Source organism: Paenibacillus sp. JT31N17 (genome assembly GCF_056269255.1).
In genome coordinates this window covers 412,958-426,925 of record NZ_JBWDNP010000001.1, presented here as the reverse complement: position 1 = coordinate 426,925, position 13,968 = coordinate 412,958, and the positions used below count along the sequence as shown (strand labels likewise).

Below are 13,968 nucleotides of genomic sequence, written 5' to 3'. Positions count from 1 at the left end.
TTTTTTCTGGCTCTTAACCTTGTCCGTTTGTGAATATTGTGTGAAACGAAAAAATCCGAATCATCGCTGAATTCCGCTCCCTGCGGGGGCGGAGACTTCGGGCTGCCGCAGCACATAGCCCAAACGGGTCATAGCAAGGAAACGGAGGGTTTGCTAGAATGAAACACATCTTGCAAGCGTCTGGGGGCCTTGATTTTGAAAATTAAACAATCGGATCGGAAATTTGTTGTCGCTGTCGTCATTCTGCTTATCGTCATGGCCGGTTATTTCGCTTACAGCATGCTCGGCAATCATACCGGCAAGCTGCCCGTTGTCATGGATTCACCGGACTTCACTCTTCAGGGTCTGGACGGAAATCCATTCACCTACAGCGCGGACAACACGGGGAATGTTCACATCATTGAATTTATGTTTACCCAATGCCCGGATATTTGTCCCGCAACGACCTACAATCTCGTGCAAATACAGGAGGAGCTCAAGAAAGAGGCCCTGTTCGGCAGTAAAGTGAATTTCCTGGCGATCTCCTTCGACCCTGCCAACGATACGCCGCAGGTTCTGCGCAAATATGCCGACAGGCTTGGCATGGACATGTCCGGCTGGTCCATTCTCACCGGGAAGGAAGAAGACACAAAGAAGCTCGCGGAGAAGTTTGGCATTTCCATCACGAAGATGCCCGACGGCACATTCGTACATACAGCCACCTCTCTGCTGCTGATTGACGACAAGCAGCGTGTTCGCAAGGTCTACCGGATGGGTAATGATATGGACAATGAGCTGATTCTCAAGGATATCCGTACGCTGGTCGACGAGAAAGGTGCCTGACTTTCGAATACACCATAAGGAGAGATGGCCATGCAAAAATGGACGATGTTTGTTTTAGTATGTATCGCAGGCGCACTATGTGTCGGTTTGCTGCTGTTCAACCTTCCTGCCAAGGAAGAGGAGACAGCGGGGAATGAACCGCCTGCTGTTTCCATACCTGATACCCCGGTGGATGCCCAGGCGGCGGAAGAAGTGTTCAAGAGCAACTGCGTCTCCTGTCATGGCGATCAGCTCCAGGGCGGAATGGGGCCCAATCTGACAGCCGTCGGAGGCAGCATGGACAAAGAGAGCATTTATACCCAAATCGTGCAGGGCGGCAATGGGATGCCGGGCTTTGAGGGCAAGCTTTCCGACGAGGAGATTGCCAATCTGGCAAAATGGCTGGCTGCGAAAAAATGATCCACCGCAAAATGGTTTAAATTGTGCATGCGTTCTGAATAAACCAAAGAAACCATCGCGAACGCTTGCGATGGTTTTTTGGCAGCCAGCCGCTGCCTGCCAGCTATGAGGATACCCGTTTTCAAGCCTTAGCCTTGTTCCGGGTTGACTGCATTTTCATCCATGTGCACGAACTCCCAGAGATGACCGTCAAGATCCTGGAAGCTCCATTGGTACATAAATCCAAGATCCACCGGGTCATTGGAAGGCGTTCCGCCTGCTGCCAGAGCGCGGTTTACGATTTCATCGACCTTATCCTTGCTGGCCGCCGACAATGCCACAATGACTTCCGTGCTTTTTGCTGTATCGGCAATTTCCTTGGTGGTGAAGGTTTTATAGAAGCTTTCAACCAGCAGCATAACAAATATATTTTCGCTGACAATCATGCATGTTGCATTCTCATCGGTAAACTGCGGGTTGAATTCAAAACCGATGGTACTGAAAAAATCGACGCTTTTGTTCAAATCCTTAACCGGTAAATTCACAAAAATTTTATCTGCCGTCACTGCCATAACCGATCACCTCTATGGTTTAGTTGCTTGCCATTCTTTCCCTTGATCTTAAGCTCCCGGACTTTGAACACCCTTGCTGATTTGGCGCCCTCCCTTACAAGCAGCTTACCAGTGCCTGAACTGTTTAGCTCTATATTCGATCTGAGTATAGCATAGAGAATATGAGATGATTTCTTATGGATTGCTATTTTCCGGTTCTGAACAGACAGCTCGGCCATTGAAATAATCCGCCAATTGCGGGGACTTCAGGCGTTATCCGGTTCCTGCGGGGCATCTGCCTCTTCCAGCGCCCGGATCATCCTGGACAGCCTCTTCTGCAGCTGGCCGATATCGGAATACGCGGCTGCGGTCAGCCTCATTAGCTCCGCGGCGGCTTTCTGACTGGCCGCCCTTTCTGCCGGACTCCGGTCATAGTCATCATCGGCAGGAAGCGAATGCGTGTCGAACTGGGCGAGCCTGCCGATCGGCCTTCCCTGGGCCACCAGCTCGTATACGGCTGATACGTCAGCAGCGTCCATCGCGCCGCGCGCTCCCTTCAACGGGCTGCTGTCCATCAGCTGGTCCAGCAATTCTGCAAGTCCGCTGTAATCTTCCATTGATATGCCGGGACGTGCCATATACTCCGTTTCACGGCCAGCGGAAACAGCCAGTCCTCCGTACAGCTCTTTCAGAGAATATAAGGTTTCCCCGACATCCAGACCCGGATGCATGTCAATCTCGACAAGGATATCCGTCACCGTTTTCACATCGAGCCTTGGTTTCACGACCGTTTGTCTCTCAATAAGCGCCTCCGCCCTGACAGGCAGCGCGGGGACATTGACCTCTTTGAAACTGTACTGTTGCCTGAGCTCGTCTGACAGCTTCCCTTTATATAAGCGGCCATCTTCGGATTCCATCCGGAATATTCGTCTGGCGGGATTCAACAAGATCAAGCTCCCCTTCACGCGAAACCTATCCGCCGATTCGGTTGTTTCATTGATCAACCCGCAGCCTGCTTGAAGCTGGCACATGCTCAGATCCACAGAATTCCGCTCACCGCCCGGCGCAGCCCATTCGATGCTTATGGAAGCAGACTGGTCCAGCAAAACGCGCAAAAAGTGCTCATATGCAGCGGCAGCCATGAGGGACAGCTTTCCAAGCCGCTCCTGAAGCGCCTTCAGGTCTCCGGTATCGCCAAGCAGCCTGACCATACTCCCTGCCGCGCGCGTTGCTGAGGTCACTCCGAACAGATCCGCAGTACCCTGGGAGGCAAGCCGGACGGCATGATCGCCGCGCTCCCTTATTTTGAAGATATTATCTGCGACAATGGAAGCCGGCGGCTTTCTTGAACCCCTCTTCCAGCGCTCGTCGAGGGAGTAGATAACGGCCTGCAGAGCTGCCACCAGCTCGTCCGTAACGCGTCCAGCCTCTTCATGGGGGCCGTCGGCGGCTGTCAGGTACAAGCTGATCACATCCCGCCCAATAATCCCGGCTTCCATTTCCGTTGTATTTTCAAAAAAACCAGACAGTTTGCCCACCTCAACGATCAAGTGAAAGTTATAGCATAACTATAGTATAAATCACCCAGTCAGACAAAATAGTCAAAAAAAAAAGAAAACCCGAATATATGGGCTTTCCCGATATGCTGCTGCCGCAGCGGCCTGTTTCAAGTTCAAAGAATTCGTTCTGCAATGAATGGAATGGCGCGCTTGCGCTGATCTAGGGTTCAATCTGAACCGCTTGATGGCTTTCAATGCTGCGGTACGTATCGAATACCAGCCGAAGCGTTCGGAGGTTGTCTTCTCCCGAGGTCTGGAATGGCCTGCCCGATGTGAGACAGTCGATAAAATGCGTCTGCAGCCGGAAGTGGCTTTCCTCGTGATCAAGCTCCGTCTGTTCCGCCACTACCGTTTCATAGCCGTTATTATCGATGATAACGATTTTCCCTTGATCTCCATACATCTTAAGCGTCGCTTTGCTTCCATCGACAACGAAATGCTCGACGAAACGGGCATCGACCTGATCTTCAATGATGGGTCCCGTCAATTCCCGGCGCGATACCCAGCATAGGTCCATCATTCCGTAAAAGTCATCGTATCCCAGCGTGACGACGCCGGAGTCCTCCCCTTTTACATGGCTGCTGAACGACCTGGCTTCTGCATAAAGCCTTTTTGGTTCCCCAAAGAGAAAACGCCACGTATCAAACCAATGCGGGCCCATTTCATAGAACATCAGCCTGGGCATTTCCGCCAGGAAAGGCTGCGGGAGGCTGGCCCCCGGCACCATTCGTTCAGTGAAGAAATCCGAATGAATGAACCGGGCGACACGAATATCGCCAAGAGCGCCGGAATCCAGCACCTCCTTGATAGTCTGGATGGGCTGCAGCCAGCGCCAGTTCTCGGTCACCATCAAGCGTACGCCAGCATCCCGGGCGGCCTCAACTATCGCCTCCGCTTCCTCATAGCTCGGTGCGAAGGGCTTCTGGCACATGACAGCCTTGCCCGCCGCGGCTGCCGTTCTAACCATGGCAAGATGCGTCTTCGGAGGGGTGACGAGATCGACAATATCAATATCCGCATTCGCCAGCATCTCTTCAAGCGAGCTGTAGAGACGTTCATGGGGAACCCCGTATTCGTCGGCCTTTTTCACCAGCTTCTCCGTGCTTCTGTTGCACAGGGCATGAATCTGAACGCCGGGAATCCGGCTCCATGCCTTCAGATGCTTCCCGGACCAGAAGCCGGTGCCGACCAGTCCAACCTTATACATGCCATGCGCCTCCTGTTCCGCCGCCATTATTTCAGCCCTTCCGCTTTGTTCGGATGAAGCATCATGTCGACCTGCTCATAGAGCTTATCGGGCTTGTAGAGGTCCTGCCAGCCTTCCTTGATCATGGCTTTGCGCCCGTAATCGATTGCGATCAGACAAGCGTCGGAGAACGGATTTACTTTCTCGAATACGATGCCAAGCTGGATGTTGATATGCCCCAGCATGAAATCCTTCGCCGCCTCGTAGGGGACCCCGTTCTTCACCGCTTCCTCCATGGCCTCGCCCAGAATCGTCACCACCATCGAACCGATCGTTTCCGCCATTGCCGGCTCAAGCATGGCCATCTGCTCCAGTGTTATCCGGTGCGACCTCATGACAGGGGCGTACATCTCCCTGGCCAACTCTTCGCCAATTTGATAATGCTCCTCGGGTCCCTGCATCAGAGCGCATACGATAGCCTGCTTCGCAGCGACGCCGCCGAAGAAATCCCGTTTTGCCTCGGGCGTTACTTCATCGTTGAATACAGGCGGGTGGCAGGGGTGCGTGACAAAATAGGTGATATCCCCCCGCTCTGGAAGCTTGCCTAGATAAGCTGCCGCCGGATCGAGCATCATTAAGATAGCGCCTTTCTTCATAGCCGGCACGACGGAGGCCGACACGTCGCCGATAGCGGCATCCGGCACGGCCAGAATAATGATATCTGCATCAATCAGCGCTTCCTGCTGGGGAGTTGTCGCAAGTCCCCGTTCGGAGAGCCGTTCGACACCTTGCTCGTTGATTTCCACATAATGAACATCTAATGTTCCTTTTTTCAAATTATCGGCAATTCTGCATCCCATCTTGCCGCCGGCGCCGATTAGCGCGATCGTTTGTGTACGCATAAATCCTCCTGATTATAGATGAATTTGAGTATGCCGGATTAGCAAACCGGGAAAATCGCGCCGGTGGCATCCTGAATATGGCTATGACGAATGTCCCTGTCCTTCAACTCCTGAGCTTAAGGTGCCGCATAGCCCTTGGAATCATCGTCCAGGATGAGAACCCAGTCGTCGTTTCTTCCGCTTGATGGCGGGAAAAATTTGACCTCCGCTTCGTTCTTGTACAGGCCTGCCGGCTGCGTCTCGCCGATCCGTGGATCATACCAGCTCGCACGGATACTCTCTCCGGCAATAATTCCCATCCTGACCTGGAAAGGGAGTCCGTTCGGGCTGTAGATGAAGGCATAGTCGGAGCCGCGGCTTGCCTGGATATGATTGGCGCCGCTATCATTGCCGATAACCAGGCTTTGATCCGGAATACGGTCAAAGAACGGTCTGGATTCGATCAGCCTGCGGGCATGACGCATCTGCATGGCACCCGGACGGACGATGGCCTGCCTCCAGTGCATAATAAAATAATCGCTTTGCTCCGTGGTCATCGACCAGACGCTGTGATGTCCGTACGTATGTCCGAATGCGCCTGCGAATAAAGCCCAGTATGCCGCTTGTCTGACATCCGCCGCATCGAAGTAGCCGTTCACCGCCTTGAAATTGATCGGGTGATCCTCATAGCATGGCTCGGCATCCAGGGTCGGTTTGACAGGAGCCAATCCATAATCGTGGCTAACATGCTCGTTATTGGCGGTGTTAAGCGCACCGTGACCGGATTGAATCATATTGAAATCAAGCCAGCTCTCGTCATGAAGCTGCTGCGATGAGGATTTTCCGCCCATGGGATGAAACGTGATCAGGTGCTCTCCGCCATCCGCCTGTTTAATCCCTTCCGCCATGGCCTGGATAACATCGAAATGCTTGCTGGTCACTAGCGGCCTGTCCCCGCCAAGAATCCAGATAATATTGCCGTTTGCCTTGTATCTGCTGGCGATCCACTCCCCGTATGCCTTGGCATTGCTCTTCGTAAAGATTTCCGGACCTTTGCCCCACATGCGGTTGTACTTGTCCCCCCAGGTGGGCAGAAGCCCGATATAGAGTCCCAGCTCCGCTGCCGCATTAATGATGAAATCCATATGCTCCCAATAGCCGTATGCTCCGTCTTGCGGCAGATCAGGCAGAAGCGGATCGTATTTCCCTTGGCCGTTCTGAAGGAGGGGCAATCTGCCGTATGCGTTCTCAACGGTGAGACCCTCGAACTCTGACAGGGCCACAGCCTGAATAACGGTAAAGCCTGCTTCCGCCCGGTTTTGCAAATATTCCAGTGCCTCATCCTTATTCAACCTGTGAAATAGCTCCCATGCTGTATCCCCCAGCCAGAAGAACGGAGTGCCGTCCTCCTGTGCCAGATAACGCCGGTTGTCGCTGACTTTCAACTTCTGAAATTTGCTGCTTGTCGTCATGTTTACTATCAACCTCTCTTATTGGGATTTATGTTTGCAATTAACCTTTCACGCTGCCGAGCCGGATCCCGCTGACGAAATATTTTTGCAGGAACGGGTAGGCCAGCAGGATCGGAATAGCGGCAACAATCATCTGCGCGCCCTTAACGGAGCGGTCGTTCAGTTTGGCTAATCTCTCAGCTTCAGTGGCCGACATGGTGGCAAAGTTGAATTTCACAACAATCGTCTGCAAATAGCTCTGCAGCGGGTAGTTCTTCGCATTTTGCATATAAATCAATCCGTCGAACCAGGAGTTCCAGTGTGCGACCAGACAGAACAGCGTAATCGTGGCGATTGCCGGCGTGGAGACAGGTACGTAAATCTGCCAGAGCGTCCTCCAGTGGCTCGCACCGTCAATATTGGCCGCATCCTCCATCTCTTCCGGAACCTGGCGGAAGAAGTTCAACATGAGAATAACATTGAACACCGTCACGGCGCCAGGAAGCACAAGCGCCCAGATCGTATTCATAATACCAAGTTCCTTGACCAGAATATAGGTCGGAATCAGACCGCCGTTGAAAAGCATGGTGAAGAAGAACACCCACACATACACCGCTCTCATACGGAATTTTTCCTTGCTTTTGGACAGCGGATAGGCCAGCAGAATAACCAGCACGACGTTCAAGGTGGTACCGATTGCCGCCCGCTCCAGCGTAATGCCGAAGGCCCGCCAGAATGCCTCCCGGTTGAGAACGTATGAATAGGGCTCCCACGTGAAGCGAACGGGCCAGAAGCGTACCAGATTTCCCGTTACGGCGGAGTTGTCGCTTAAGGAAATCGCGAGAATATGGATGAACGGAATGAAGCAAAGAACACAGACCAGAGATAGGAAGATAATGTTGAATAGGTTGAATATTTTTTGCCCTGTCGTTTGTCTTGCGGGCATAGTCTTCCCTCCTTAGAAAAGTCGGTAGTTGAACAAGCGGTATGCGGTCAGGTAGGATATCGAAATCAGGATAAAGGACACGAAAGATTTCAATAATCCGACGGCAGTCGATGGACCGAATTGAGCTTGCAGAAGTCCCATGCGGTACACCATCGTGTCGACGATATCGCCAGATTCATAGACCTGCGGACTGTACAGATTGAAGATCTGATCGAAACCGGCATCCAGTACACTTCCGAGACTGAGCACCATCAAAAGTACGATGATCATATGCATGCCCGGCAGCGTAACATGCCAGGTCTGTTTCCATCTGCCCGCACCGTCCACGGCAGCCGCCTCGTAGAGGGAAGGATCAATGCTCGTAATCGCCGCCAGATAAATGACGGTGTTGAAGCCAAATGTCTTCCACACGTCGGAAGCGACCATCGTATACGGAAACCAACTGTTCTCGCCGAGGAAATAAATCGGCTTGATTCCGAAAATACCCAGGAAGCTGTTCACGATGCCTCCGGATGGGGATAAGATATCGACCAGAATACCGCCCAATATAATCCACGAAAGAAAATAAGGAAAATAAATAACGGTTTGCATGACACGCTTGAACAGCACATTGCGGATTTCATTCAATAACAAGGCGAATGTGATCGGTACGATCAGTCCCATAACGATCTTCATAATGGCAATGAACAATGTGTTCCAAATCACCTGCCAAATGTTTGGCATCGAAAAAACATACTTGAAGTTGCCAAATCCAACCCAGTCCTGGTTACCGAAAAGACCCTTGAGCGGTATAAAGTTCTGAAACGCAATCGTAACGCCGATCATAGGGATGTATGAGAAAATGATAACAAGAACCAGTCCCGGAAGCAGCATCAGATGGAGCGGCAGCTCTCTTTTCTTCCTGTATTTACCCCCGCCTGCGCCGGTTCTCAGCTTCTTCGGGGCCGTTATTTCAGTTTGCATGCAGCTCCCTCATTCCAGCTTATAGTATAGATAACAGCTGCAGGTGCCCTTGCAATGCCATCCAGGCACCTGCGTAGGATCCATCGTAAATTTGCTGTCTTTACTTACCCAGTGCGGCGTTTACCTCCTGTACGACCTGCTCGCCGCCGAGACTGTTCCATTCCTTGACCATATTGTCAAATCCGCTGTCCGCATCGGTCTTGCCCAGAATGATGCCGGTGAGCGTCGTGACGATCAGCTCATCCATCGAGCTTCCCCGGGTAACCTCGGTCGGCGTCGGAGCACCCAAGTACGCATCCCACATAACCTGATCCGGATACGTTTCGTCAATGAACGCAAACGGCGTATCCGTGGGGCCGAACATCATCGAGATGGACCAATTGCCGTCCTCCATGGATTTGTAGAAGCCTTGCCCGGATCCCTTCAGGCTGTCCGTAGTACCATCCTTGAGCGCCTGCTTGATATCCTGATGTCCCTTAAGGTCAATCATCGGATCCAGCGTGTATACCGGCGACATCCACCAAATCCCGTCCACGCCATTCTCGCCGAAGTATTTGTTGAATTCGGCATTTTCACCAAACAAGGCTTCAACGTAAACATTCATCATTTTGATCAGGTTCTCCGGATGCTGCGTTCCTTTCTTCACGACCAACCAGCCGTCGGCTGCAATCTTCAATGGAATGGTCGGTTTATCGCCGGTCTTGGTCGGCAGCGGAACAACGATCCACTTGGCCGCCGGATCATTCGCAAGTGTCTTCTCCGCTGTAAACGCCATCCAATGCGGCCCGTAAAACATGCCTGTCTTGCCTGCTGCTACGGATTCCATTGCTTTGGGATTGTCCTTCGACCCGAATTCCTTGTCGAGCAGACCTTCCTTGAACATCGTCTGGAGAAGGGCAAGCGGCTCCTTCATTTCCGGCTGTACGACACCGCGGTCCACCTTGCCGTTCTTCTCGATCCAATTGAGTGGATAAGCGTTATAAGCCCAGAACAGCCCCTGCATGTTGTACCGGAAATCATTGTCGATTTCCAGACCGAAGGTGTCGTCCTGGCCGTTGCCGTCAGGGTCGTTCTTTGCGAATGCCCTTGCAATTGCAAGGACGTCATCCATTGTTTTGGGACGGGAAAGGCCAAGCTTCGTCAGCCAGTCCTCGCGGATCCAGAGATGATTATAGCCATTGGTTGAAGGCATCTTCAGCGGAATGCCGTATCTTTTGCTGTCGCTCGTGACGGGCTCGAAGATCCGGTCCGTTTCACTTTCGATGATGCTCTTGAGCAGCGGCGAGGCGTACTGGTCGTAAAGTGGGCCCATTTCCTCAACGGCTCCGGCATCCATCAGCTGCTTCATATCGGCTGGCTGGTCAACCTGGAATATATCAGGCAGATCCCCGGAAGCCATGGACAGCTTGAGCTTCTGATCGTACGACGTAGTATCAGGGGCCAACATTTTGTATTCAACCGTTACCCCCACTTTCTCCTTGAACATGCGGGTCCAGCGGTTGTCGGTAAGCGTTTCTCCGGTCTGCTCTTTCAATTTGGCGATATTCTCATCATTTTCATTCAAATTTCTGCCGAACGTATAAGTGATTGGTTCATTGCCTGAAGGGTCGGCTGCATTGCTGCCCTCTGCTGCTCCTTCGTTACCCCCTGCATTGTTACCATTCGAATTGGAACAACCAACGATTGCGGCGATCATAAGCATGGCTAGACACAATAGAGACCATTTTTTTATCACTAGCGCAAACCTCCCAGATCTAATTTTGTATTGATAACGCCAGCCTTGCGCATGATTCTTCTCAGGCAGATTTTTATGAAGCGCTTACAACTCAAATCAAATACATCTCGTTGTGATTAACCCCATACATATTGATTCGGGCATCCCGTCCATTTGGAAGCAGTGGCCTGCCCGGATATGCGTTTGGCAATCCCCCTTTTCCTGTACCTGTAATGATCATCTTTGACCGGCAGCCTATCCCCGACCGGCGGCAATGCCGCCTGCAGTGCTCACCGCTGGCTGGCTGGAGCCGGATGCAGCCGTCCACCAGTGATTGACTCGCCCCATTGATATGCCTCAACCAAAAATCGTTTACGAATACACAATACAACATTGTATTCAAATTGTATACAATAAATATTTATTTTATTGACATCCGCTCTTTCCGGCTGTTAATCTAGAATTGTATTCAATAATGGAGGAGCCATTTATGAAATTTGGTCTCAGTACTTATACGCTTACTTGGTCCATCGGCGTACCCGGATATTCCGCACCGGTCCGTCCTCTTGGCGCAATTGGCCTGATCGAGCTTGCCGCCTCGCACGGTCTGGGGCTGGTGCAGATTGCGGATAATCTGCCGCTTCAAGATTGCGGCGCCGCGGAGCTTGCAAAGATCCGGAAAGCGGCTGAAAGCTGCGGCGTGCGGATTGAAATTGGAACGCGCGGCACGGAGCCTGCCCATCTTCTCCGGTACTTGTCCATAGCGCAGCAGCTGGATGCTGTCCTTGTGCGCACGCTGATTACAAGACCGGGCATCGACGAGGCCGGGCAGGAAATTGAAAGCGTACTTCCTGCGTTCGAAGCGGCCGGGGTGACTCTTGCCATCGAGAATCACGGGCTTCATACAACAGCACAGCTTGCCGGTCTGCTGCAGGGACTCGGCAGCGCCTATGCCGGCTGCTGTCTCGATACCGTCAATTCCTTCGGCGCGCTTGAAGGCCCGGAAATGGTTATTCAAGGGCTGGCCCCCTTCATCGTGAACCTGCATATTAAGGACTTCGAAATCACACGCGTCGATCACCAAATGGGTTTCGTCATCCTCGGTACGCCGGCAGGGGCCGGACGCCTGGATATTCCCGGACTGTGGAAGGAAATCATGCGCCGCGGCAGGATTCCGACGGCCATATTGGAGCTTTGGACGCCTTATCAAGGTTCCGTTGAGGATACAATTGCCCTGGAGAACCGCTGGCTGGCCGAAAGCATCGCATATTTGAATTCACTGGAGCTGGAAGGAAGGGAGGACTGACATGGCCGTTACACTGAAGGAAAAAGCTTATGCCCAGCTTCGTGAGCTGATCATGAGCGGAGATATTCACACGAGCGGACATCTGACGGAGAAGTATCTGGTCGAGCTGCTCCAGATGAGCCGCACCCCGATCAGGGCGGCGCTGGAACGTCTGGCTGCCGAAGGCGTGGTGCTCTACTCGCCGAACAAGGGACTCAGCCTGCCTGAGCATTCCTTCCGGAGAGTCGTTGATTTTTTTGATTTCCGGATCGCCATTGAAGGTCATATTGTTTATAAATTGGCTTCGCGCATCTGGGAGGAATCGGAGATCGCCTGGTTCAGGAACAATCTGGCGGAGCAAAACGAGCATAAGCAGAATCTCGATTACGCTGCCTTCACCAAGGCGGACACGCTGTTCCACAGCCAGCTCGCGATTCTTTACGACAATCAGGAAATTGTCCAGACGATGGAGCAGCTCCAGGACAAGCTCTTCCTCGTCGCTTTGGGCGTGCTGAAGAAGGATAACGCCAGGATTCAACGCTCCTATGAAGACCACTGCGACATCTTCGAGTTCATATTGGTTAATAAGCCGGAAGAAGCACGGGCTAAAATGATCGAGCATCTGGAGTTTGGCGCGAGAATTCTCGTTTTCTAAAACTGTCGCCCCCGTACCGCAGCTGCTTCCCCGATCGCCGCTGGGTCAGATTTGAACCGGCCGCCATTCTGCCGCTCTTAAAGATGCACGCCGGAAATAAAATCAGTTCTGGCCTAAGCTCTCAATCACAGAAAAGGGATAAGGTTCTCGTCATCGTGAATGACAGTACCTTATCCCTTATGTTGTGTCACGCCTGCTCTGCTTCTTTCAGATGCTTATCGAGACAAGTGCTGCAAATACAGGATTTTCCCACCTGGCTTGCCGGTACGCGTTCCAATAACTCTTCAGGAAATACAGCCCCGTAGCACCAGCACGAGCCCTGCGGATCTCCCGCCGGATTTCCGCATTTGTTGTCTCCGCCGCAGATGGGGCACCGTTTAACATCCTCTTGTATCATGGCTTATTCGGCCCTTGTCGAGTCCCTGAACGGACACCTACGGGCTTCCCCGTCCTTTCTCCAATAACTGGATCTGTCAATATGAGCTGTTGGTTGTAAGCCCGAATGAGACTACCGCGAAATGAAGCTGCCCTAAATCGCATCATGCGCTCCATTAGAGGCCGCTCCCGCTTCACTCAATCAGGCAAGCCGCGGATCGAAGCTTTGCTCCTTGGCCAGCTTGCTGTACAGCTCCTTCACCTTCTCCGAGCCTGCGCTGGGCACGGTTACCTCGACTGTAATGTAGAGGTCCCCGGCAGTTCCATCAGGCTTGCGCATCCCTTTGCCTGATAACCGCAGCTTCTGGCCTGCGCCGATACCCGGCGGCACCTTCACACTCAGCATGCTCCCGCCGGGCAGGCGAATCTTCGCCTCCGTGCCAAGCGCCGCGTGCCAGGGAGCTACCAGCAGCTTCGCGGCAAGATCGTAACCATCGACCGCATACTGCGGATCCGGTTTGATCTGCAAGGTTACATACAAGTCTCCTTTGATGCCTTTTGCGGTGACGCCGCCCATTCCCTTCAAGCGGATACGCTGGCCGCTGGCTACAGATTCCGGGAGCGTGATGTTCAATTCCTTCTCCCCCACTTGAACGCGGACCTTGCCTCCCCGGACGATTTCATCCAGCGTTACGGATAAAGCGGCATCCTGATCCGCCGGATCATCGCGGGTATCCCAGCCATCCTCATTGAAAAAACCGCGCCCGCCCTGCGCTCCGCCAAAAAACTGCCGGTACAGATCATCAAAGTCCGCTTGTCCCGCCTGGGAGTTGGCTGTGCGGAAGCTTCCTCCCGCCCCCTGCCCGTTGAAGCCGCCGCTTTGCCCGTAACCTCCGGCATGAGTCCGTTCGCGCCAATGCTGCCCGTAGCGGTCGTAGCTTTCCCTCGATTCATCGTCGGAAAGCACTTCATACGCTTCCTGTCCTTCTTTGAAGCGCTGCTCCGCTTCAGGCTTTTTGTTCACATCCGGGTGATTGGCTTTAGCCATTTTCTTATAGGCTTTTTTGATATCTTCCTTGCTTGCCTTGCGGTCAACGCCAAGAATAGCATAATAATCCTTTGCCTGTGCCATCGGCTCCACCCCCTACACTTGGTCAGTTAAGGTCAAACCATCTTTAATAAAAAGCACACGGCATAACGGT

The 13,968-nt window shown here is 52.7% G+C and carries 14 protein-coding genes; 4 read left to right on the top strand and 10 right to left on the bottom strand.

Features of this window, described 5'->3' with window-relative positions; all coding sequences use genetic code 11:
- Positions 1-195: 195 nt before the first annotated feature.
- Together AC0YOB_RS01900 and AC0YOB_RS01895 are read left to right on the top strand one after the other, a co-directional pair.
- On the top strand, positions 196-822 hold the full coding sequence (locus tag AC0YOB_RS01900) for an SCO family protein (RefSeq protein ID WP_475791301.1): 627 nt from the start codon (positions 196-198) through the stop codon (positions 820-822).
- A gap of 30 nt (positions 823-852) precedes the next feature.
- Positions 853-1,221, top strand: coding sequence for a c-type cytochrome (locus tag AC0YOB_RS01895; RefSeq protein WP_475791300.1), 369 nt, complete (start codon positions 853-855; stop codon positions 1,219-1,221).
- Positions 1,222-1,349: 128 nt separating this feature from the next.
- Here the strand turns inward: AC0YOB_RS01895 and AC0YOB_RS01890 are convergent, their stop codons facing one another.
- From AC0YOB_RS01890 to AC0YOB_RS01855, 8 genes are all read right to left on the bottom strand, one after another.
- Positions 1,350-1,772, bottom strand: a complete 423-nt coding sequence (locus tag AC0YOB_RS01890; RefSeq protein ID WP_210039339.1) for a VOC family protein — start codon at positions 1,770-1,772, stop codon at positions 1,350-1,352.
- A 245-nt stretch (positions 1,773-2,017) separates the two neighbouring features.
- Positions 2,018-3,214 carry a hypothetical protein gene (locus AC0YOB_RS01885; protein ID WP_475791299.1) on the bottom strand — a complete coding sequence of 399 codons (1,197 nt, stop codon included), beginning with the start codon at positions 3,212-3,214 and terminating at the stop codon, positions 2,018-2,020.
- Between the two features lie 256 nt (positions 3,215-3,470).
- A complete protein-coding gene (locus tag AC0YOB_RS01880) occupies positions 3,471-4,517 on the bottom strand; it encodes a Gfo/Idh/MocA family protein (protein ID WP_475791298.1) in 1,047 nt (348 codons plus the stop codon).
- Positions 4,518-4,543: 26 nt separating this feature from the next.
- Positions 4,544-5,398, bottom strand: coding sequence for a phosphogluconate dehydrogenase C-terminal domain-containing protein (locus tag AC0YOB_RS01875; RefSeq protein ID WP_475791297.1), 855 nt, complete (start codon positions 5,396-5,398; stop codon positions 4,544-4,546).
- 116 nt (positions 5,399-5,514) lie between these two features.
- Positions 5,515-6,849, bottom strand: a complete 1,335-nt coding sequence (locus AC0YOB_RS01870) for a glycoside hydrolase family 140 protein (protein ID WP_475791296.1) — start codon at positions 6,847-6,849, stop codon at positions 5,515-5,517.
- Between the two features lie 40 nt (positions 6,850-6,889).
- Positions 6,890-7,774 (bottom strand): carbohydrate ABC transporter permease, encoded by an 885-nt coding sequence (locus tag AC0YOB_RS01865; RefSeq protein WP_475791295.1) that lies wholly within the window; start codon positions 7,772-7,774, stop codon positions 6,890-6,892.
- A gap of 12 nt (positions 7,775-7,786) precedes the next feature.
- Positions 7,787-8,647 carry an ABC transporter permease gene (locus AC0YOB_RS01860; protein WP_379113148.1) on the bottom strand — a complete coding sequence of 287 codons (861 nt, stop codon included), beginning with the start codon at positions 8,645-8,647 and terminating at the stop codon, positions 7,787-7,789.
- Between the two features lie 190 nt (positions 8,648-8,837).
- On the bottom strand, positions 8,838-10,472 hold the full coding sequence (locus AC0YOB_RS01855; RefSeq protein ID WP_475791294.1) for an extracellular solute-binding protein: 1,635 nt from the start codon (positions 10,470-10,472) through the stop codon (positions 8,838-8,840).
- Between the two features lie 469 nt (positions 10,473-10,941).
- On the opposite strand from AC0YOB_RS01855, the gene AC0YOB_RS01850 reads away from it, so the two are divergent.
- Together AC0YOB_RS01850 and AC0YOB_RS01845 are read left to right on the top strand one after the other, a co-directional pair.
- The gene (locus AC0YOB_RS01850; RefSeq protein ID WP_475791293.1) at positions 10,942-11,757 is read left to right on the top strand and encodes a sugar phosphate isomerase/epimerase family protein; all 816 of its coding nucleotides are present in this window, start codon (positions 10,942-10,944) and stop codon (positions 11,755-11,757) included.
- 1 nt (position 11,758) lies between these two features.
- Entirely contained in the window at positions 11,759-12,391 is a 633-nt protein-coding gene (locus AC0YOB_RS01845; protein WP_475791292.1) for a GntR family transcriptional regulator, read from the top strand.
- A gap of 187 nt (positions 12,392-12,578) precedes the next feature.
- On the opposite strand, the gene AC0YOB_RS01840 is transcribed toward AC0YOB_RS01845, so the two are convergent.
- Together AC0YOB_RS01840 and AC0YOB_RS01835 are read right to left on the bottom strand one after the other, a co-directional pair.
- Positions 12,579-12,788 (bottom strand): cysteine-rich CWC family protein, encoded by a 210-nt coding sequence (locus tag AC0YOB_RS01840; protein WP_475791291.1) that lies wholly within the window; start codon positions 12,786-12,788, stop codon positions 12,579-12,581.
- A gap of 180 nt (positions 12,789-12,968) precedes the next feature.
- Complete coding sequence (locus AC0YOB_RS01835) at positions 12,969-13,898, bottom strand: DnaJ C-terminal domain-containing protein (protein WP_475791290.1); 930 nt, start codon at positions 13,896-13,898, stop codon at positions 12,969-12,971.
- Positions 13,899-13,968: the final 70 nt, after the last annotated feature.

What these genes read in the sequence shown, in the direction of transcription:
- AC0YOB_RS01895 (WP_475791300.1), top strand. Translation starts at nt 853, where the DNA reads ATGCAAAAATGGACGATGTTTGTTTTAGTATGTATCGCAGGCGCACTA.
- AC0YOB_RS01890 (WP_210039339.1), bottom strand. Translation starts at nt 1,772, where the DNA reads ATGGCAGTGACGGCAGATAAAATTTTTGTGAATTTACCGGTTAAGGAT.
- AC0YOB_RS01880 (WP_475791298.1), bottom strand. Translation starts at nt 4,517, where the DNA reads ATGTATAAGGTTGGACTGGTCGGCACCGGCTTCTGGTCCGGGAAGCAT.
- AC0YOB_RS01875 (WP_475791297.1), bottom strand. Translation starts at nt 5,398, where the DNA reads ATGCGTACACAAACGATCGCGCTAATCGGCGCCGGCGGCAAGATGGGA.
- AC0YOB_RS01870 (WP_475791296.1), bottom strand. Translation starts at nt 6,849, where the DNA reads ATGACGACAAGCAGCAAATTTCAGAAGTTGAAAGTCAGCGACAACCGG.
- AC0YOB_RS01865 (WP_475791295.1), bottom strand. Translation starts at nt 7,774, where the DNA reads ATGCCCGCAAGACAAACGACAGGGCAAAAAATATTCAACCTATTCAAC.
- AC0YOB_RS01860 (WP_379113148.1), bottom strand. Translation starts at nt 8,647, where the DNA reads ATGCTGCTTCCGGGACTGGTTCTTGTTATCATTTTCTCATACATCCCT.
- AC0YOB_RS01850 (WP_475791293.1), top strand. Translation starts at nt 10,942, where the DNA reads ATGAAATTTGGTCTCAGTACTTATACGCTTACTTGGTCCATCGGCGTA.
- AC0YOB_RS01845 (WP_475791292.1), top strand. Translation starts at nt 11,759, where the DNA reads ATGGCCGTTACACTGAAGGAAAAAGCTTATGCCCAGCTTCGTGAGCTG.
- AC0YOB_RS01840 (WP_475791291.1), bottom strand. Translation starts at nt 12,788, where the DNA reads ATGATACAAGAGGATGTTAAACGGTGCCCCATCTGCGGCGGAGACAAC.
- AC0YOB_RS01835 (WP_475791290.1), bottom strand. Translation starts at nt 13,898, where the DNA reads ATGGCACAGGCAAAGGATTATTATGCTATTCTTGGCGTTGACCGCAAG.